Raw genomic sequence first — 17173 nt, forward strand, 5'->3', positions numbered from 1 at the left:
GTCTTCCGGCTTCCCGTGCTACTGGTTCACTGTGTGCCGGCAGCGTCGGGCCGCAGGACTTTTGGTGCGGCGTGCAAAAACATCAGGACAGGAACGGCCGATGGCGCAGGTAACGGTAACGATCGACGGCAAGGCCTATCGCATGGCCTGCGAGGAGGGGCAGCAGGATCACCTGACCGATCTCGCCAGCCGTTTCGACCGCTATGTCAGCCATCTGAAAGGCCAGTTCGGCGAGATCGGCGATCTCCGCCTCACCGTCATGGCCGGCATCATGGTCACCGACGAATTGAGCGAGGTCGGCCGACGGATCTCGGCGCTGGAGTGCGAGGTGGAGGATCTCAAGCGCCAGCGCGAAGAAGCCAATCATGGCCAGGCGCGCATCGAGCAGGCCATGGCCGCAGCGCTGGGCGAGGTGACCGCGCAGATCCACGGGATCGCCGCGCGCATCAGCGGCCAGGCCCCTGCGACCCCTTCCTGAAGGCCGCAGGACCTCCAGCGTCAGCCGCTGTTTCGCTCAAGGATTTTCGACCGATATCAGTGCGAGCCTCTGGTCTAATGCCGGCAAGCCGCCTATATTCGCTCTACGGTCTGCGCTTCCCGACAGGAACCACAATCCCTGGGGCCATACTCGATCCAAAGGGAGCTGTCCCTGACCAGTCCCGTGGGGCTGGACATATGGCGCCCACCTACGTTTGTAGGCACCCAGGATCGTAAATCTCCATCGGTCGTCGTGGATCGTACTGATTTTGTCGCCGCCTCTGCTGGCGTCCGTCGCCGCTTTCGATGCGCGACCTGTTTCCTATCCCTGATCTGCGATTTGCGGTATCCTATTATGCGGGCTTCCGGTTCCACGGGTTGCTGGCCTATTGGCGGTGCCTATCCGGAACCGCGCTTGCGCGCATCGGATTGGGAATTATGGGCATTCCGATGCTCTGGATTCCTGTCTTCGCATCGGATTTTTCCGAAGACCGCCGCCCGCTTTTCGGTTCGAGGCGCTGGAAAGGGTCATTATCTTTTAGAGTTTTCTTATTCTTCTGATTCTAATTGTGATCTCCGATTTTAGAGAACGCATGAGGATGCAATGGCTCGCCTGTTTTTCTCAATTTGGGCGGGTGATTTTTTCCGCCGTTTTTTTGATGACCGGTTCGGCAACCTTGCCGTTCTCTTTGCCTTTTTGCTCCCATGTCTGGTTCTGGCGATGGGTTGCTTCACGGACGTGGCCAACGCCTTCAGTCTTCGCCAGCGGTTGCAAGGGGCGGCCGATGCGGCGATCCTGGCGGCGACGGCAGACTATCAGCAGGATACGGATCGAAGCACCCTCATCTCCAAGATCGAAACCTATCTGAAGCTGGATTCAGCCGGTCTCGGCCGGCTCACCTCCGGTCCGGATCTGATCGACGGAAAGGGTCTTTGCATCACGGCCGGCGCCGAGGCGCAAACGGCCTTCATGCGACTGGCGCAGATCGACAGTGTCCCGGTCTCTGTTTCCGCCTGCGCACGCGCCGGGCAGAGCGGCTCGATCGAGATTTCCCTCGTTCTCGACGTCTCCAGCTCGATGATCGAGGATAAGCGGTTCACCCCGATGAAGAAGGCTGTGCGGAGCTTTCTGAAGAAATTCACCTCCGGCGGCAAGCTCGCAGACAATGTCAAAGTGGCGATCGTTCCCTTCTCCAGCCGGGTGAATTTCGGAATGCCTTACAAGGACTGGTTTATCCGTTACGACAACAAGGAGGCCATCCCCAAGCGCTGGCGCGACCCTCAGTCCTATTATACCAACATGACGTTTTCGAAATGGATCGATGATACGACATGGCTGGCCCAAAACTCCGACAATTATTACTGGATGGGCTGCGCGGAGCCGCGTGTCGATGTCGAGATGCGCTCCAACGGCACGCTGGGACAGGAATCGCTCGACGACCGTCCGCCCGATGTCCTCCCCTTCGTCGCCATGGACAGCAATGCGCAATCCGGAACGAGCTTCTGCCCGCCGCCTTTGACGGAGCTGACGAACGACATCAACCTTCTGACGAACGCCGTAAACGAGATGACATCCGAAGGCGCAACCCGTCTGGATGCCGGCATAATCGCCGGCTGGTACACGCTCTCCCCGCGCTGGGCTTCCGCCTGGTCCTCCGGAAAGCCTAGGAATTACGGCAATGATGTTAAAAAGTACATCATCTTCATGACCGATGGCGAGATGAATGTGAAATATGGCCCCTCCAATACGGACAAGCTGGACTGGATCTGCGACAAGACGCGCACTAAGGCCTGCAACAATCTGGCGCTCAATGCCCTGCAAACCATCTGCAAGGGCATGAAGGATGCCGGGATCACGATTTTCTCCGTTTCCTATTCGCCCGACGCCGACCGGACAAACCTGAAGCAGTGCGCGTCCGGCGAAAAGTATTTTTTCGAAGCCAGCACGAGCACCATCGAGGCCGTCTATCAACAGGTCGCCAGCCAGGTGATGGGAGACACTCTTCGGTTGACGCGTTGAGGCGGAGCAGGAAGGTTGCGCTGAATAAGGGCAGCAGGGAGAGACGCGCATGACGCTGACACGGCAGGAGGAAAAGGCGCGGCTTCGGGCCGAGCGGCTGGCGCTGCGCGATGCCATGGGGGCGGAGGAGCGCGTGGCCGCCAATGCCGCGCTCTTCGCCCATGGGCTCGAAGCCATCGATTTTGCGCCCGGCACGATCCTGTCCGGCTTCTGGCCGATCCGCTCCGAGGCCGATATCCGCCCGCTTCTGGAGGCGCTGCGCCAGCGCGGGGGGCGCATCGCGCTGCCTGTCGTCCTGGATCGCGAGACCATCGTCTTTCGCGAGCTGCTTGCCGACGCGCCCGTCGTCAAGACCGGCTTCGGCAGCTATGGCCCCGGCCCGGAGGCGCCGGAGGTGGCGCCTGAGATTCTGCTTCTGCCGCTCTCGGCCTTCGACGCCCGGGGGCACCGCATCGGCTATGGCGGCGGCTATTACGACCGCGCGACCGCGCGTCTTGTCGCTGAGGGGCTGTCCGTCACGCTGATCGGTGTGGCTTTCGACATCCAGGAGGTTGCGTCCGTGCCCTTCGAGGCGCATGACAGGCCGATGGACGCGGTGCTGACGGAAGGCGGGCTGCGCTGGTTCCGGCAGGCGAAGATGGATGGGTGAATGCGGCTTTTGTTTCTGGGCGACATGGTGGGCAAGACGGGGCGGACAGCGGTGTGGGAGCGCCTTCCCGGACTGGTTTCGGATCTCAGGCTCGATTTCGTCATCGTCAATGGGGAGAACGCCGCCGGCGGCTTCGGCATCACCGAAGACATCTTTCTCGAGACCATCAATGCCGGCGCCGATGTGGTGACCACGGGCAACCATGTCTGGGACCAGAAGGAAGCCGTGGTCTTCTGCGGGCGCCATGAGCAGTTCCTGCGCCCGGCCAATTACCCGGCCGGCACGCCGGGCCGCGGTTCCGGCCTTTATTTCGCCCGCAATGGCGCCCGTGTGCTGGTCGCCAACATCATGGGCCGCGTCTTCATGCATCCCGAGCTCGACGATCCCTTCAAGGCGGCGGAAGCCATTCTGGAGGCCGCGCCGCTCAAGGAGCAGGCCGACGCCATCGTCTTCGATTTCCACGCGGAGGCCACCAGCGAAAAGCAGTGCTTCGGCCATTTCGTCGATGGGCGGGCGAGCTTCGTCGTCGGCACCCATACCCATGTGCCGACTGCCGACCACCAGATCCTCAATGGCGGCACGGCCTATCTCTCGGATGCCGGCATGTGCGGCGATTATGACTCGTCGCTCGGCATGGACAAGGAAGAGCCGCTCAACCGCTTCATCTCGAAAATGCCCAAGGGCCGTTTCGAGGCAGCCTCCGGCCCGGCGACGATCTGCGGCGTCGGCGTGGAGATTTCCGACCGAACGGGTCTCGCCGAAGCCATCGCCCCCTTGCGCCTGGGGCCGCGCCTTTCCGAAACCATCCCGCCCTTCTGGGCCTGATTGCCGAGGGATCGACCATGTTCATCGTCTCGCTCACCTATCGCAACGGCCCTGAGGCGGCCGACGCCCATCTGGCCGCCCATATCGACTGGCTGAAGGACGGCTATGCCCAGGGCCTGTTCCTCGCCTCGGGCCGCAAGGTGCCGCGCACCGGCGGCGTGATCCTCGCCGAAGGCGACCGCGCCACGCTCGACGCCTTCCTGGCCGCCGATCCCTTCGCGGTCTATGGGGTCGCCGACTACGACGTGACGGAGGTGGCCTTCAGCATGGCGGTCGAGGGGCTTGAGCGGCTGAAGGATTGAGGCGGCTATGACGGGCGCACAGGGGTCCTTGCCGCTGGACCCCGCTATCAAGCCAGCCCATCTGCCTCCCGGCGTCCTCTATCGGCGCGACATCCTGTCTCTCGATGACGAACAGGCCATCCGCGAGCGGCTCGACGCGGGCGAATGGAGCACGGTGCTGAAGCGCCGCGTCCAGCATTTCGGCTATCTCTACGATTACAGGGCGCCGGCGGTGACGGCGGAGGCTTATCTTGGGCCGCTGCCGAATTGGCTTCAGTCGCTGGGTGAGCGATTGTGCGCCGAGGGGGTGTTGGCAGTCATGCCGGACCAGGTCATCGCCAATGAATATCTGCCGGGCCAGGGCATCAGCGCCCATGTCGATTGCGTGCCGTGCTTTGGCGAGGCGATCGTTTCGATCGGTCTTCTATCTCTTTGCGAAATGATCTTTCGGGAAAGAAGTGGCGCCCGCACGTTGCCTCTGCTGCTGGAGCCACGCTCCTGCCTCTTGCTGACGGGCGCGGGCCGATATGACTGGACCCATGAGATACCCCCGCGAAAGTCTGATTTCGTCGGGGGCGTCCGGGTCGAGCGCGGAAGGCGGATATCGCTGACCTTTCGCAAGGTCATTCCGGCAGCCGGCTCAAACAGCGCCGCAATGACGCAAACGTGACGCATTCCTGCCATCGCTGTGCTGGACGGGACTCTCCGGCCAGCTATCCTCCTCGACGCGAACGAGAAGTCCACGCGCGGGAGCTGCCGTCATGCTGCGCTATGCCGTTCTGTTGTTTGTCGCCATCGCATTCATTCACCTCGTCTGGCCCATGCCGGCGGCCCATGCGCAGGCAACGCCACCTGCCAGCCCCCAGGCCACGCGCCCCGTCAGCCAATGCCAGGCGATCGCCGAGCGGCTGCCGAAGGTCCAGTTCGCCGCTTTCCGCACGGATGCGGCGGGGCCGCGGGCGGTGGCGGGCGAGGCCGGCGCGGTGACGATCACCTATCTCGGCCATTCCGCCTTCAACATCGTCAGCCCCGAGGGCGTATCGATCGTCACCGACTATAATGGCTGGTACAAGCCTGCCGAGACGCCCGATATCGTCACCATGAACAAGGCGCATTCGACGCATTACACGCTGAGCCCCGATCCGGCGATCGCCCATGTTCTGCATGGCTGGCGCGACGACGGGGAGCCGGCCGACCATGATCTGGTGCTGCGTGACGCCTATGTGCGCAATGTCGTCACCGATATTCGCCTGGGCTGGGGCGGCGATGCCATGGAGAAGAACGGCAACTCGATCTTCATCTTCGAGATCGCCGGGCTCTGCATCGGCCATCTCGGCCATCTGCATCAGGAACTGACCGAGGTGCATTATGCCGAGATCGGCCGGCTCGACGTCGTCATGGTGCCTGTCGATGGCGGGCTGACGCTGGGGCCCGACAGCATGAGCCGGGTGGTGAGCCGGCTGCGCTCCTCCCTGATCCTGCCCATGCACCGGCGCGGGCCCCCGATCGATCGGTTCCTCTCTCTGTTCGGATCGGGCTTCGACGCGCGCTATGCCGACAGCGACAGCGTGACGGTGTCGCTGCGCAGCCTGCCGAAGAAGCCACTGATCCTGATCCTGCAGGGGGTCTAGCGCGTCTTGTCTAAAGAGGCAGGCCCCATCCGGGGCGGAAAGACGGGCCCCAAGCGCGAATTTCCCCGGGTGATCTGGACGCGCCAGCGCAAGCTCACTATAAGGCGGCACTTCCCTCGATGACGTCACGCGATCTTCAAGCACGACTGCGTGCACGTCTTGAGCCGATCGCCTCCGCATGTCCCGCCCGGCCTTGATGCCAGGGGATGTGCCGTCCAAACCCTGGAATGAACACGAGTCACGCTGATGGCAGGCCATTCACAGTTCAAGAACATCATGCACCGCAAGGGGCGTCAGGACGCCGTGCGCTCCAAGATGTTCTCCAAGCTCGCACGCGAAATCACCGTTGCCGCCAAGACGGGGCTGCCCGATCCGACCATGAACTCGCGCCTGCGTCTGGCCGTCCAGAACGCCAAGGCGCAGTCCATGCCCAAGGACAATATCGAGCGCGCCATCAAGAAGGCGGCAGGCGCCGATGGCGAAAGCTATGACGAAGTCCGCTACGAGGGCTATGGCCCGGGCGGCGTCGCCGTCATCGTCGAAGCGCTGACCGACAACCGCAACCGCACCGCCTCCAGCGTGCGCTCCACCTTTTCCAAGGCCGGCGGTGCTCTGGGCGAAACCGGTTCCGTCTCCTTCTCCTTCGACCGCGTCGGCGAAATCACCTACAAGGCTTCCGTCGGCAGCGCCGACAAGGTCATGGAAGCCGCGATCGAGGCCGGCGCCGAGGATGTGGTTTCCGACGAGGACAGCCACACGATCTATTGCGGCTTCGAGGACATCAACGAGGTGTCCAAGGCGCTGGAAGGCGCGCTGGGCGAAGCCGACACCGTCAAGGCCGTCTGGCGCCCGCAGAACACCGTGCCCGTCGATGAAGAGCGCGCCGCCTCGCTGCTGAAGCTGGTCGAGACGCTGGAAGACGATGACGACGTACAGAACGTCTACACCAATTTCGAGGTGTCCGACGAGGTTATGGCCAAGCTCTCGGCCTGATCCTACGCCTGTCCTGATTGTCAGACGATTTCATCCCCGGCCTTGCGCCGGGGATTGTCGTTTCAGGCAGCGCGTCAGGCCGCCTGCGCCAGACGCTGCTGCGCGCCGGCAAAGAGCCGCACCGATTTCAGCCGTGCCTCCATGTCGAAGATCGGCATGGAGACGATCAGTTCGTCCGCCCTGGTCATGTCGAGGAAGTCGGAGATCTGCCGGCGGATGCGCTCGGGGCCGCCGACCACGGCATAGGTCATGGCGTGCTCCACGAACTGCTTTTCCGCCGGGGACCAGAGCCCCTCCATGCTGTCGACCGGTGGCGGGAACTGGCCACGCGCATTGCGCCTGAGCGCCACGAAGGATTGCTGCATCGAGGTGAAGAGGTGGTCGGCCTCCGCGTCGGTATCGGCCGCCACGCCCATGATACCGACCATGGCATAGGGCGCGCTCAAGCTTTCCGAGGGGCGGAAGCGTTCGCGATAGATCTCCAGCGCCGTCATCAGCATGTCGGGCGCGAAATGCGAGGCGAAGGCGAAGGGCAGGCCGAGCATGGCCGCAAGCTGGGCGCTGTAGGTGGAGGAGCCGAGCAGCCAGATCGGCACATTGCTTCCCGCACCAGGCACGGCAATCAGCCCCTGGTTTTCACCGGGCTCGGCCAGCAGCGCCTGCAATTCCACCACGTCATTGGGGAAGCTTTCGGCGCCCGCATCCATGTTGCGCCGGAGTGCGGCAGCCGTGCGCATGTCCGTGCCCGGTGCCCGTCCGAGACCAAGATCGATGCGGCCGGGATGCAGGGCCTCGAGCGTGCCGAACTGCTCGGCGATCACCAGCGGCGCATGGTTGGGCAGCATGATGCCGCCGGAGCCGACCCGGATGGTCTTGGTGCCGGCGGCCACATGATTGATGACCACGGCGGTGGCGGCGCTGGCGATGCCGCGCATGCCGTGATGCTCCGCCAGCCAGACGCGCTTATAGCCATGGGCCTCGGCTTCCTGCGCCAGGCGGCGGGAGTTGTTGAGCGCATCGGCGGCGCTCGCCCCTTGCGTGATGGGCGACAGATCGAGGATCGAAAAGGGGATCATGGGCTTTCGCCTTCGCTTCATGAAAACAGGAGTCACCTCATCATGTAAGCATCGATGGGCCGAATCCAAGCCCGGCAAAGTCGCTGTTTTACGCCGGAACAGGCTTAATTGTTTTTGTTTTGTTCACATTTGAATGGCAGTTTGCCGGCTTCGACAGTAAGGTTGCGCGAATGACAGCTACGATTCGGATCATCGGCATCGACCCCGGTTTGCGCCGCACCGGCTGGGGCGTCATCGAGAGTGTCGGCCACAGCCTGCGCTTCGTCGAGTCCGGCACCGTGACCTCCGACGGCGACATGGACCTCGCCTCCCGCCTCTGCCAGCTGCATGACGGGCTGGCCGATGTGGTGCACCGGCTGCAGCCGGACGAGGCGGCCGTGGAGCAGACCTTCGTCAACAAGGACGCGGTGGCCACGCTGAAGCTCGGCCAGGCGCGCGGCATCGCCATGCTTGTGCCCGCCCGCGCTGGCCTGCGCGTGGCCGAATATGCGCCCAATGCGGTGAAGAAGGCCGTGATCGGCGTGGGCCATGGCGAGAAGCAGCAGATCCACATGATGCTGAAGGTGCTGATGCCGCGCGCCACATTCCAGGGCAATGACGCGGCGGATGCGCTGGCGATCGCCATCTGCCATGCCCATCACCGCCAGAGCGTCACCGGCCGGCTCGCCGCCATCATGGCCGGCGGCTGAGGGCGGTATGACACGCGGCTTCGACGGCACGCCGGGCTGTCAGGAGAGCGGATCGTCGGCAGGGTACCACACGCGGCAGCCGGCGCTTCGATCCTGTCATGAGTGTTCTTGACTTGTTCCTTATTGTCCGCCTTTAGTCGGTGAAGCGGCGCCGGCTTGGTTCCTGTCCGCATCGTCCCTGGTCCAGCCCTTTGAAGAGTTGCGCATGATCGGAAAGTTGAAAGGCACGGTCGACGAGATCGGCGAGGACCATGTGGTGGTCGATGTCCATGGCGTCGGCTATGTCGCCCATTGTTCGGCGCGCACCCTGTCCAGGCTGAACACGGGCGAGGCGGCCGTGCTGTTCATCGAGACCTATGTGCGCGAGGACCAGCTCCGGCTGTTCGGTTTTCTCTCCACGCTGGAGCGGGAATGGTTCCGGCTGTTGCAGAGCGTGCAGGGCGTCGGCTCCCGGGTGGCGCTGAACGTTCTCTCGGTCCTGACCCCCGGCGAGCTCGCCAACGCGATCGCGCTTCAGGACCGCACCGCCATCGCGCGCGCGCCCGGCGTCGGCCCGAAGGTAGCGCTGCGCATCGCGACCGAGCTGAAATCGCGCGCGCCCGCCTTTGCCGGCGAGACGGAGGCCGCCACCATCGGCTTCAAGCAGGAGCTGGGCGAGGGCGTCGCTTCGGCGCCGGTCTCCGATGCCGTCTCGGCGCTGACCAATCTCGGCTATTCGCGCGACCAGGCGGCAAACGCCATCGCTGCCGCCCTGAAGAACGGCGGCGAGGACGCCGACAGCGCGAAGCTGATCCGCTTGGGCCTGAAGGAACTGGCGCGATGATGGACGCCATGGGGCATTCCCTTTAAATTGCCGGGCGACGAAAGCGGAGATCGCCGACATGGGTGCTTTTGCGACGATGACGATCAATGGTGAGCTGGCAATCCCGAAGGAGGTTCGCGAGAAGCTGCGTCTGGCGCCCGGAACACAGTTTTACGTCACGGTTCGCGAGGGCCATCTCGTGGCGATTCCGAAGACCGGACGGCTGCGAGACCTCGGCGGCTTTCTCGGAGCGCCGCCCAATGGCCGCGCGCTCGGCGTCGATGAGATGGACGATGCTTTGATGGACGCCCTTGTCGAGGACGAGGAGCGCATCCGGAGCGACCGATCCGTTCGATGATCGCCGTCGATACCAATGTTCTGCTGCGTTTTCTCGTGGACGACGATCCCGAGCAGAACCGGCTCGCCAGAGACTTCATGGCAGCACGCACGATCGAAGACCCGGCCTATGTCAGTGCACTCGTCCTGGCCGAGACAGTCTGGCTTCTGCGCAAGCGGCTCGGTTATCCCTGGGCCTCGATTCTGAATCTTCTCAGGGCTCTGCTTGCCGCGGCCGAACTCGTCATCGAGCATGCCGAGGATCTGGATCTCCTGGTCGAAAAGGCGGAGACGCTGCGGGCGGATCTGTCGGATCATCTGATCGTCTGGGCCGCCCGCAAGGCCGGCTGCCGCAAAACCGTCACCTTCGACCGCGAGGCCGCAGGAACGATCGCTGGAATGGAACTGCTGACATGACCATGCCCCCCCGTCTCCTGTCCGCCGAAAAGCGAGGCGAGGACATCGACACCACGCTTCGGCCGCAGTCGCTTGATGATTTCACCGGCCAGGCCGAGGCGCGGGCGAACCTGAAGATCTTCATCGAGGCGGCCAAGAACCGGGGCGAGGCGCTGGATCACGTGCTGTTCGTCGGCCCGCCGGGGCTGGGCAAGACGACGCTGGCCCAGATCATGGCCAAGGAGCTGGGCGTCAATTTCCGCTCGACCTCCGGCCCCGTCATCGCCAAGGCCGGCGATCTTGCGGCGCTCCTGACCCAGCTCGAGGACCGCGACGTGCTCTTCATCGACGAGATCCACCGGCTCAATCCGGCGGTGGAGGAAATCCTCTATCCGGCGATGGAGGATTTCCAGCTCGACCTGATCATCGGCGAGGGGCCGGCGGCGCGCTCGGTCAAGATCGATCTGTCGAAGTTCACGTTGGTGGCTGCCACCACGCGCTTCGGCCTCCTCACCAATCCGCTGCGCGACCGTTTCGGCATTCCCGTGCGGCTGAGCTTCTACACGGTGGAGGAACTGGAGCTGATCGTGCGGCGCGGCGCGCGGCTGATGAAGCTGCCGATGACGGAAGAGGGCGCGCGCGAGATCGCGCGGCGCTCGCGCGGCACGCCGCGCATTGCCGGGCGGCTGTTGCGCAGGGTGCGCGATTTCGCCGAGGTCGCCAAGGTGGAGGCGGTCACGCGCGAGATTGCCGATGTGGCGTTGACACGCCTGCTGGTCGACAATATGGGCTTCGACCAGCTCGACAAGCGCTACCTCACAATGATCGCGCTGAACTTCGCCGGCGGCCCCGTGGGTATCGAGACGATCGCTGCCGGCCTGTCGGAACCTCGCGACACGATCGAGGACATCATCGAGCCCTATATGATCCAGCAGGGCTTCATCCAGCGCACGCCGCGCGGGCGCGTGCTGACGGTCAATGCCTGGAAGCATCTGGGGCTGGTGCCGCCCAAAGAGGCCGAGGCCACCCAGTTCCGGCTGTTTCAGAGCGAGGAAGAATGATCGTCCGTCGAAATTTTCTGCGCCTTGCGGCCGGCTTTCTCTTCGCCAGCCTGTCGACCACGAGCTATGCCGTGGGCGTCGAGCCGATGCTGCGGATGAAGACGGTAACCTATCGGCCGCGGCTGCCAAACTGGCCGGATGGCCTGCGGCTGCGCCTGGTGTTGCTGGCGGATTTTCACGCCTGCGACCCCTGGATGTCTGCCGCCCGGATTGCGAGCATTGCCGAGAAGGCCAATAGCCTTCAGGGGGACATGGTGCTGCTGCTCGGCGATTTCCTTTCCGGCATGCGCCTGTGCACGGGGCATGTGCCGCCTGAAGACTGGGCGGCGGCGCTGTCGGGTCTTTCGGCTCCGCTCGGCGTCCATGCCATTCTCGGCAATCACGACTGGGCCGATGATCACGAGGCCATGGCGCGCGGCAAGGGGCCGCTGCTCGCCCAGCGGGCGCTGGAGGGCATCGGCGTGCCGGTCTATGACAATCGCGCCGTCTCCTTCGAGAAGGACGGGCATCGCTTCTGGCTGGCCGGACTTGGCGACCAGATCGGGCCCCTTCGGCCGATGGACGATCTGCCCGGCACGCTGGCGCAGGTGAGCGATGACGCGCCTGTTATCCTCATGGCGCATGAGCCCGATATCTTTCCCGGCGTGCCCGCGCGCGTGGCCATCACGCTGTCAGGCCATACCCATGGTGGGCAGATTCGGCTGTTCGGCCGCTCGCCTTTCGTGCCCTCGCGCTTCGGCAGCCGCTATATTCGCGGGCACATTATCGAAGGCGGCCGCCATCTGATCGTTTCGGCGGGGCTCGGCATGTCCGGCATTCCCGTGCGCTTCGGCGCGCCGCCGGAGATCGTTGTGGTGGAGCTTGGCGGGGACGCGGCCGCCTGAGCTTGCGCAGGGGGACGTTCCGTCACGGCAAGAGGCTTGCAATGGCGTCTGGCATGATAGAAAAGCCGCTTCCCTAAAAAGACGAAGGAAAGAGCCCGCGATGGCAAAGCGCAGAATGGTCCGCATCAAGCCGAAAAACGCGGGAGAGCCGCTGTTTCAGCTGCGCATCGCCGGGCTCGCCTTTCGCGACGGCTATGTGCTGGTTCACCGGGCGGTGCATGAAAGCTTCTGGACCTTTCCCGGCGGAAGGGCCGAGATCGGCGAGAGCTCCGACATCACGCTGAAGCGCGAGATGATGGAGGAGCTCGGCGTCGATGTGACGGTCGGGCGCATGCTGTGGACCGTGGAGAATTTCTTCCATTACGAGGGTGTGGATGTCCACGAACTGGGCTTCTACTACCTGATGGACCTGCCCGAGAGCTTCCCCTTCCATCCCACCGACATCGTCCACCGCAATCTCGACGGCAAGTCCGAGCTGGAGTTCAAATGGGCGCTGGCGACGGTGGAGAGCCTGCGCGCGCTGGATATCCCGCCCTATTTCATCGCCGAGACGATCGAGAACCTGCCGGAAACGCCGCGCCACCTGATCTGGCATGATGGCGATCTCGACCGAACCTGACCGCCGGCTTCTTCTTCCGGAACATCTGTCAGCCATGCGCATTCGATCGTCTCCGGTGGCGACAGCCGCTGTCCGGGGATGGAGAGGAGACGGCGCATGCAGAAATTCCGCAAGGGCACCAAGGTCGAATGGACCTGGGGCAAGAGCAAGGCCGAGGGCAAGATTGACGAGAGCTTCACGGAGGATGTGGAGCGCACGATCGAGGGCCACAAGATCAAGCGCAAGGCCAGCGCCGACGAGCCGGCCTATCTGATCAAGCAGGAAGACGGCGCCCGCGTGCTCAAGAGCCACTCGGAATTGCGGAGCGTCTGATGGCAGAGACAGGCAATCACGTTCCCCCGGCCCCTGTCGCGAAAATGGCGGAAAAGGGCCTGGAACTGCGCGCGCAGTTCAAGCGCGGCGGCACACAGGTCGGTGTGGCCCGCGCCCGCGATCTGAAGAACCGCGAAGCCCTGTCAGACGACACGCTGAAGCGGATGCGCAGCTATTTCGCCCGGCACAAGGTGGACAAGCGCGCCGCCAATTTCGGCGACGACGACAATCCCTCCGCCGGCTACATCGCCTGGCTGCTCTGGGGCGGCGATGCCGGACGCGACTGGGTCGACAAGCAGAAGAAGAAGTCCGGCGCTGAGGACAAGCCTGCGAAAAAGGCGAGAACCGCGACCAGCACTCCGGCGGGCAAGACGAAACATTGATGGGAAGGAGCCGGGGTCAACGACTCCGCCCATCACGTCACCTCACCTTACGTCGCTTCGCCCGAGGCCAGCTCCGCCACCGTTTGGCGCAGCTGGTCCAGCCCTCCGGGTTGCCAGCCCAGGCCGCGAATCCGGTCGGTCGCCATGTCGCGATAGTTGGCTGGATCGGCTGGCGGGGGCAGGGGATGGTCGCAAGGGACGGCATCCCGCGCAATCGCCAGAATGGTGCGGGTGTCGGTGACGATGTCCCCGACATTGAAGCTCTCGCCATTGATCCTGATTGGATCGGCCGTCAGCATCAGCCTGACGGCGGCGGCGACATCCGTGCCGTGCACCTCGCCGCCTGCGCGCGCAGGCACAGGCCGTCCCGCCCGGAAATCCGTGAACATCTCCGCCCACTTATGCTCCATGCCGACGCGGGGCGCCCCGTAAACGCCGGTGATCCGCAGGCTCGATGTGATGAAGGCATGGCTGCACAGAGATGCGAGATTGCGCTCGGCGGCAAGCTTGGCCCGGCCGTAAAGCGTGTCGGGCCGTGGAGGATCGCTTTCCCGGAGCGGGGCATCACCTGGGACGGCGCCATAGACGGCGCGGCTCGACAGGAAGACGCAACGGCGCTGGCCGGCATCGCGCGCCGCCTCGAACAGGCGGATGCTGCCCTCGACATTGGCCTTCAAAAAACCCTCGGGATCGTCGCCCTCGCCGCCGCGATAGCGGCCCGGAACATGGGAGAAGGCGGCATGAACGAGATGGTAGACATCATCGAACAGCGCCAGCATGTCCTCGGCCGGATCGAGCCGCATCGGCCGGAAGCCGACGGGGCGGGAGAACAGGCCGTCCGCAGGCGCGTTTCGGCCCGCGACGGTGACGCGGTAGCCGTTTTCCAGAAGGTCCTCGACGATGAAGCGGCCGACGAGCCCGGTGCCGCCGGTCACCAGAACATGGCTCATGAGGCCGCGGCCTGATGACCATCGGCCTTTGCTCCGGGCTGCGGCAGGAGGGCAAGATCACCGATGGGCTCGCCTTTGTGGACGCGATGCCAGAGATCGATCAGGGGTTTCAGCTGTGCCGACTTCGGATGGTCGGTCTCCCAGGGCTTTTCATATTGGTAATGCAATACATGGATCGACGCCCAGTCCCAGAGATCGGGCAGGGCGAACCAGACATATTGCAGCATGTTCATGGTCACGGGCAGGCCGTGCCAGTCGGGAAAGAAGCTCTGCAGAAAGGTCTGGTCGGTGCGCGGCCAGAAGGCGTCGGGCTGGTCCAGCCGGGCCAGCATCCGGGCGAAGGTCGCATCAGAGGGGCGGGCGACGAAGACGCCGGAATTCAACCGGTGAAAATCGGCGAGTGACTGATAGACATTGGGCGCGGCGGAAAATTCCGGATAGGCGAAGAAGCGATCGATCGGCTTCAACACCAGCGTGTCGGCATCCAGAAAGATCACGCTTTCATATTCGGTGAGCTGCCAGAGTCGCAGCTTGCAGAAATTGTCAAGCGGCGAGTGAAACAGCGGCTTGCGCCCCTTGGTGAAGGGGGCAGCGCCATGCAGCGCGCCGCGCGCATGGCGTGCGTTGAAACCATCGGAGAGGGGCAGGTGATCGCAGGCGATCAGCCGCGCGCCCAGCGCTGCGAGTGGCGTCAGCGCGTCGGGCTCGACGCCGCCGGTGTGCAGCACCACGAGATCGGCCGGGGTGCCGGTCTGGCGCAGCGAGTGCAGCAGCGCCGTGGCGCCCATGGCATAATCGCCATTGGTGACCAGGGTGATGATGGCATGGGCGCTTGCGGCAAGCTTTGCCCGCCGCAAGCCCTCTGGATCAGCGCTTATGCTCATGAAACAGACTTCAGCCGCTTGCCTTCCGGATCATGGTTGATCGTCGCAGCGATGTCACGTGTCCAGGCCGAGACGGCGGGCACGCGCGAGCGGTCGACGCGATAGGCGAATTTGCGGGCGACATCGACGATCTCGGACAGCAGACCGCCTTCCAGCGTGGTGGGCGAGAGGCCGAGGCCGAGGAACTTGTCGTTCTTGACCACGAGGTCGTTCTCCGCCGCCTCCTTGCGCGGATTGGGCAGCCAGGCGATCTCCGCGCCGGAGAGGCGCGCGATCATCTGCGCGAGGTCGCGCACGCGATGCGTCTCGGTCATCTGGTTGAAGATCTCGACACGTGCGCCGCGCGCCGGCGGGTTCTTCAGCGCGATCTCGATGCAGCGCACCGAATCCTGGATATGGATAAAGGCCCGGGTCTGGCCGCCGGTGCCGTGGACGGTCAGCGGATAGCCGATCGCCGCCTGGATCAGGAAGCGGTTCAGAACCGTGCCGTAATCGCCGTCATAGTCGAAACGGTTGACCAGCTGCGGGTGGATGCGCGTCTGCTCGGTATGGGTGCCCCAGACGATGCCCTGATGCAGATCGGTGATCCGGAGACCGTCATTCTTGGCGTAGAACTGGAACAGCAGCTGATCGAGGCACTTGGTCATGTGATAGATCGAGCCGGGATTGGCCGGGTAGAGGATCTCCTGGGAGACCGTCTCGCCGCTCTGCGTCTCGATGCCGACGGGCAGATAGCCCTCGGGGATCGCCGCGCCGACCGTGGAATAGCCATAGACGCCCATGGTGCCGAGATGGACCAGATGGGCGTCGAGCTGCAGCTCCACCATGGCGTTCAGCAGGTTGTGCGTGGCGTTGACATTGTTGTTGACGGTGTAATTCTTGTGCCGGTCGCTCTTCATCGAATAGGGCGCGGCGCGCTGTTCGGCGAAGTGGATGATGGCGTCGGGGCGGTGCTGGGCCAGCCAGTTCTTCAGAAGCTCGTAATCACGCGCGAGATCGATCAGGTGGAAGTGGATGCGCCGGCCGGTTTCGGCATGCCAGATGCGCGTGCGCTCCTGGATCGAATCCATCGGCGTCAGCGACTGCACGCCGAGCTCGGTGTCGATCCAGCGGCGCGAGAGATTGTCGAGGATGTGGACCTCGTGGCCGGCGGCCGAAAGGTGCAGGGCCGTCGGCCAGCCCACGAAACCGTCGCCGCCCAGAACCGCGATCTTCATGCGTCGTCTCCTTCGCCCGTCGTTGAAGCGGCCCTGTTCGTCGCAAAGGCCTTCCGCAGACGCTCGATAGGCCATGAATGTGACAGATGTGCCGCGCTTGAAAAAGGCCAAGGCTTCCGGCACAGAAACTTCGCTTCGATCGACTTTTCCGAAGGCCATGCCATGCAGATTTCGCTCGCCGGCGAATTGACCGAGACCGGCCACCGTCTCGTCCAGCGCGTCTATTATGAAGACACGGATTTTTCCGGTGTGGTCTATCATGCCCGCTATCTCCACTTTCTCGAGCGGGCGCGCACAGACTATCTGCGCCTGCTGGGCGTGGAGCAGGCGGCCTTGGCGGTCGAGGGCGACGCGGAAGGCCTCGTCTTCGTCGTCCACCGCATGGAGATCGACTTCAAGGCGCCGGCGCGCATGGACGACATCCTCACCATCCGCACGGTGACCGAGAAGGCCGGCGGCGCCAAGATGGTACTGTCGCAGGAGATCTGGCGCGAGGAGCGCCTGCTGATCGCCGCGCGCGTGATCATCGCCGTCATCAACGCGGCCGGCCGTCCCAGGCGCCTGCCGGACGTGCTGGCCGAGCGGTTCCTGGCCCGGGCGCGGCCCGACGCGCCCCCGGTCTGATCAATCTGTCACCGGAGGCAAGCCTGCCTTCGGCGCTGCGGTGCTTCGCGCTGCGGGGCACCAT

The 17173-nt window shown here is 64.1% G+C and carries 22 protein-coding genes and 1 other RNA gene; 19 read left to right on the forward strand and 4 right to left on the reverse strand.

Going from position 1 to position 17173, the window contains the following annotated elements; translation table 11 throughout:
• Window positions 1–100: 100 nt before the first annotated feature.
• The 9 genes from BJF92_RS18620 (at window position 101) to BJF92_RS18660 (ending at window position 6876) form a co-directional block, all read left to right on the forward strand.
• Complete coding sequence (locus BJF92_RS18620; protein WP_075636241.1) at window positions 101–478, forward strand: cell division protein ZapA; 378 nt, start codon at window positions 101–103, stop codon at window positions 476–478.
• Between the two features lie 104 nt (window positions 479–582).
• A non-coding RNA gene (ssrS, locus tag BJF92_RS18625) (6S RNA) lies at window positions 583–741 on the forward strand.
• A 340-nt stretch (window positions 742–1081) separates the two neighbouring features.
• Complete coding sequence (locus tag BJF92_RS18630; RefSeq protein ID WP_075636242.1) at window positions 1082–2497, forward strand: pilus assembly protein TadG-related protein; 1416 nt, start codon at window positions 1082–1084, stop codon at window positions 2495–2497.
• 55 nt (window positions 2498–2552) lie between these two features.
• Window positions 2553–3146, forward strand: a complete 594-nt coding sequence (locus tag BJF92_RS18635) for a 5-formyltetrahydrofolate cyclo-ligase (RefSeq protein ID WP_075636410.1) — start codon at window positions 2553–2555, stop codon at window positions 3144–3146.
• Window positions 3147–3971, forward strand: a complete 825-nt coding sequence (locus BJF92_RS18640; protein ID WP_075636243.1) for a TIGR00282 family metallophosphoesterase — start codon at window positions 3147–3149, stop codon at window positions 3969–3971.
• 17 nt (window positions 3972–3988) lie between these two features.
• Entirely contained in the window at window positions 3989–4273 is a 285-nt protein-coding gene (locus BJF92_RS18645; RefSeq protein ID WP_075636244.1) for a YciI family protein, read from the forward strand.
• Between the two features lie 7 nt (window positions 4274–4280).
• The gene (locus tag BJF92_RS18650; protein WP_075636245.1) at window positions 4281–4922 is read left to right on the forward strand and encodes an alpha-ketoglutarate-dependent dioxygenase AlkB; all 642 of its coding nucleotides are present in this window, start codon (window positions 4281–4283) and stop codon (window positions 4920–4922) included.
• Between the two features lie 91 nt (window positions 4923–5013).
• Entirely contained in the window at window positions 5014–5883 is an 870-nt protein-coding gene (locus BJF92_RS18655) for an MBL fold metallo-hydrolase (RefSeq protein ID WP_075636246.1), read from the forward strand.
• A 246-nt stretch (window positions 5884–6129) separates the two neighbouring features.
• Window positions 6130–6876 (forward strand): YebC/PmpR family DNA-binding transcriptional regulator, encoded by a 747-nt coding sequence (locus BJF92_RS18660; protein WP_075636247.1) that lies wholly within the window; start codon window positions 6130–6132, stop codon window positions 6874–6876.
• 74 nt (window positions 6877–6950) lie between these two features.
• Here the strand turns inward: BJF92_RS18660 and BJF92_RS18665 are convergent, their stop codons facing one another.
• Window positions 6951–7952 carry an LLM class flavin-dependent oxidoreductase gene (locus BJF92_RS18665; protein ID WP_075636248.1) on the reverse strand — a complete coding sequence of 334 codons (1002 nt, stop codon included), beginning with the start codon at window positions 7950–7952 and terminating at the stop codon, window positions 6951–6953.
• 170 nt (window positions 7953–8122) lie between these two features.
• On the opposite strand from BJF92_RS18665, the gene ruvC reads away from it, so the two are divergent.
• The 9 genes from ruvC (at window position 8123) to BJF92_RS18710 (ending at window position 13434) form a co-directional block, all read left to right on the forward strand.
• Window positions 8123–8641: a crossover junction endodeoxyribonuclease RuvC gene (ruvC, locus tag BJF92_RS18670; RefSeq protein WP_075636249.1), complete on the forward strand. Its 519-nt coding sequence runs from the start codon at window positions 8123–8125 to the stop codon at window positions 8639–8641.
• A gap of 205 nt (window positions 8642–8846) precedes the next feature.
• On the forward strand, window positions 8847–9464 hold the full coding sequence (gene ruvA, locus BJF92_RS18675; RefSeq protein WP_075636250.1) for a Holliday junction branch migration protein RuvA: 618 nt from the start codon (window positions 8847–8849) through the stop codon (window positions 9462–9464).
• 58 nt (window positions 9465–9522) lie between these two features.
• Window positions 9523–9801, forward strand: a complete 279-nt coding sequence (locus BJF92_RS18680) for an AbrB/MazE/SpoVT family DNA-binding domain-containing protein (protein ID WP_075636251.1) — start codon at window positions 9523–9525, stop codon at window positions 9799–9801.
• A complete protein-coding gene (locus BJF92_RS18685; RefSeq protein WP_075636252.1) occupies window positions 9798–10196 on the forward strand; it encodes a type II toxin-antitoxin system VapC family toxin in 399 nt (132 codons plus the stop codon). Before BJF92_RS18680 ends, BJF92_RS18685 begins: the two co-directional genes overlap by 4 nt.
• A complete protein-coding gene (gene ruvB / locus BJF92_RS18690) occupies window positions 10193–11236 on the forward strand; it encodes a Holliday junction branch migration DNA helicase RuvB (protein WP_075636253.1) in 1044 nt (347 codons plus the stop codon). Before BJF92_RS18685 ends, ruvB begins: the two co-directional genes overlap by 4 nt.
• On the forward strand, window positions 11233–12120 hold the full coding sequence (locus BJF92_RS18695; RefSeq protein ID WP_075636254.1) for a metallophosphoesterase: 888 nt from the start codon (window positions 11233–11235) through the stop codon (window positions 12118–12120). The genes ruvB and BJF92_RS18695 overlap by 4 nt, the downstream gene beginning before the upstream one ends.
• A 100-nt stretch (window positions 12121–12220) precedes the next feature.
• Complete coding sequence (locus BJF92_RS18700) at window positions 12221–12739, forward strand: NUDIX hydrolase (RefSeq protein ID WP_075636255.1); 519 nt, start codon at window positions 12221–12223, stop codon at window positions 12737–12739.
• A 96-nt stretch (window positions 12740–12835) separates the two neighbouring features.
• The gene (locus BJF92_RS18705) at window positions 12836–13051 is read left to right on the forward strand and encodes a hypervirulence associated TUDOR domain-containing protein (RefSeq protein WP_075636256.1); all 216 of its coding nucleotides are present in this window, start codon (window positions 12836–12838) and stop codon (window positions 13049–13051) included.
• Complete coding sequence (locus tag BJF92_RS18710; RefSeq protein WP_245294825.1) at window positions 13051–13434, forward strand: hypothetical protein; 384 nt, start codon at window positions 13051–13053, stop codon at window positions 13432–13434. Before BJF92_RS18705 ends, BJF92_RS18710 begins: the two co-directional genes overlap by 1 nt.
• 47 nt (window positions 13435–13481) lie before the next feature.
• Here BJF92_RS18710 and BJF92_RS18715 read toward each other — a convergent pair whose 3' ends face one another.
• The 3 genes from BJF92_RS18715 to BJF92_RS18725 are packed head-to-tail and all read right to left on the reverse strand — an operon-like array spanning window position 13482 to window position 16485.
• The gene (locus BJF92_RS18715; RefSeq protein ID WP_075636257.1) at window positions 13482–14384 is read right to left on the reverse strand and encodes an NAD-dependent epimerase/dehydratase family protein; all 903 of its coding nucleotides are present in this window, start codon (window positions 14382–14384) and stop codon (window positions 13482–13484) included.
• A complete protein-coding gene (locus BJF92_RS18720) occupies window positions 14381–15268 on the reverse strand; it encodes a glycosyltransferase (RefSeq protein ID WP_075636258.1) in 888 nt (295 codons plus the stop codon). Before BJF92_RS18720 ends, BJF92_RS18715 begins: the two co-directional genes overlap by 4 nt.
• Window positions 15265–16485: an NAD-dependent epimerase/dehydratase family protein gene (locus tag BJF92_RS18725; RefSeq protein WP_075636259.1), complete on the reverse strand. Its 1221-nt coding sequence runs from the start codon at window positions 16483–16485 to the stop codon at window positions 15265–15267. Before BJF92_RS18725 ends, BJF92_RS18720 begins: the two co-directional genes overlap by 4 nt.
• Before the next feature lie 162 nt (window positions 16486–16647).
• Between BJF92_RS18725 and ybgC the strand changes: the two genes are divergently transcribed.
• Entirely contained in the window at window positions 16648–17109 is a 462-nt protein-coding gene (gene ybgC, locus BJF92_RS18730) for a tol-pal system-associated acyl-CoA thioesterase (RefSeq protein WP_075636260.1), read from the forward strand.
• The last annotated feature ends 64 nt before the right edge of the window (window positions 17110–17173 follow it).

The sequence above is a fragment of the Xaviernesmea rhizosphaerae genome, from assembly GCF_001938945.1.
Taxonomy (GTDB): domain Bacteria; phylum Pseudomonadota; class Alphaproteobacteria; order Rhizobiales; family Rhizobiaceae; genus Xaviernesmea; species Xaviernesmea rhizosphaerae.

Bases quoted from the DNA above. Each gene is read 5' to 3' on its own strand.
- BJF92_RS18660 (WP_075636247.1), top strand. From the start codon at position 6,130: ATGGCAGGCCATTCACAGTTCAAGAACATCATGCACCGCAAGGGGCGT.
- BJF92_RS18720 (WP_075636258.1), bottom strand. From the start codon at position 15,268: ATGAGCATAAGCGCTGATCCAGAGGGCTTGCGGCGGGCAAAGCTTGCC.
- BJF92_RS18705 (WP_075636256.1), top strand. From the start codon at position 12,836: ATGCAGAAATTCCGCAAGGGCACCAAGGTCGAATGGACCTGGGGCAAG.
- BJF92_RS18710 (WP_245294825.1), top strand. From the start codon at position 13,051: ATGGCAGAGACAGGCAATCACGTTCCCCCGGCCCCTGTCGCGAAAATG.
- BJF92_RS18645 (WP_075636244.1), top strand. From the start codon at position 3,989: ATGTTCATCGTCTCGCTCACCTATCGCAACGGCCCTGAGGCGGCCGAC.
- BJF92_RS18725 (WP_075636259.1), bottom strand. From the start codon at position 16,485: ATGAAGATCGCGGTTCTGGGCGGCGACGGTTTCGTGGGCTGGCCGACG.
- ruvA (WP_075636250.1), top strand. From the start codon at position 8,847: ATGATCGGAAAGTTGAAAGGCACGGTCGACGAGATCGGCGAGGACCAT.
- BJF92_RS18620 (WP_075636241.1), top strand. From the start codon at position 101: ATGGCGCAGGTAACGGTAACGATCGACGGCAAGGCCTATCGCATGGCC.
- BJF92_RS18650 (WP_075636245.1), top strand. From the start codon at position 4,281: ATGACGGGCGCACAGGGGTCCTTGCCGCTGGACCCCGCTATCAAGCCA.
- BJF92_RS18630 (WP_075636242.1), top strand. From the start codon at position 1,082: ATGGCTCGCCTGTTTTTCTCAATTTGGGCGGGTGATTTTTTCCGCCGT.
- BJF92_RS18685 (WP_075636252.1), top strand. From the start codon at position 9,798: ATGATCGCCGTCGATACCAATGTTCTGCTGCGTTTTCTCGTGGACGAC.
- BJF92_RS18695 (WP_075636254.1), top strand. From the start codon at position 11,233: ATGATCGTCCGTCGAAATTTTCTGCGCCTTGCGGCCGGCTTTCTCTTC.
- ruvB (WP_075636253.1), top strand. From the start codon at position 10,193: ATGACCATGCCCCCCCGTCTCCTGTCCGCCGAAAAGCGAGGCGAGGAC.
- BJF92_RS18640 (WP_075636243.1), top strand. From the start codon at position 3,147: ATGCGGCTTTTGTTTCTGGGCGACATGGTGGGCAAGACGGGGCGGACA.
- BJF92_RS18680 (WP_075636251.1), top strand. From the start codon at position 9,523: ATGGGTGCTTTTGCGACGATGACGATCAATGGTGAGCTGGCAATCCCG.
- BJF92_RS18655 (WP_075636246.1), top strand. From the start codon at position 5,014: ATGCTGCGCTATGCCGTTCTGTTGTTTGTCGCCATCGCATTCATTCAC.
- ruvC (WP_075636249.1), top strand. From the start codon at position 8,123: ATGACAGCTACGATTCGGATCATCGGCATCGACCCCGGTTTGCGCCGC.
- BJF92_RS18700 (WP_075636255.1), top strand. From the start codon at position 12,221: ATGGCAAAGCGCAGAATGGTCCGCATCAAGCCGAAAAACGCGGGAGAG.
- BJF92_RS18665 (WP_075636248.1), bottom strand. From the start codon at position 7,952: ATGATCCCCTTTTCGATCCTCGATCTGTCGCCCATCACGCAAGGGGCG.
- BJF92_RS18715 (WP_075636257.1), bottom strand. From the start codon at position 14,384: ATGAGCCATGTTCTGGTGACCGGCGGCACCGGGCTCGTCGGCCGCTTC.
- ybgC (WP_075636260.1), top strand. From the start codon at position 16,648: ATGCAGATTTCGCTCGCCGGCGAATTGACCGAGACCGGCCACCGTCTC.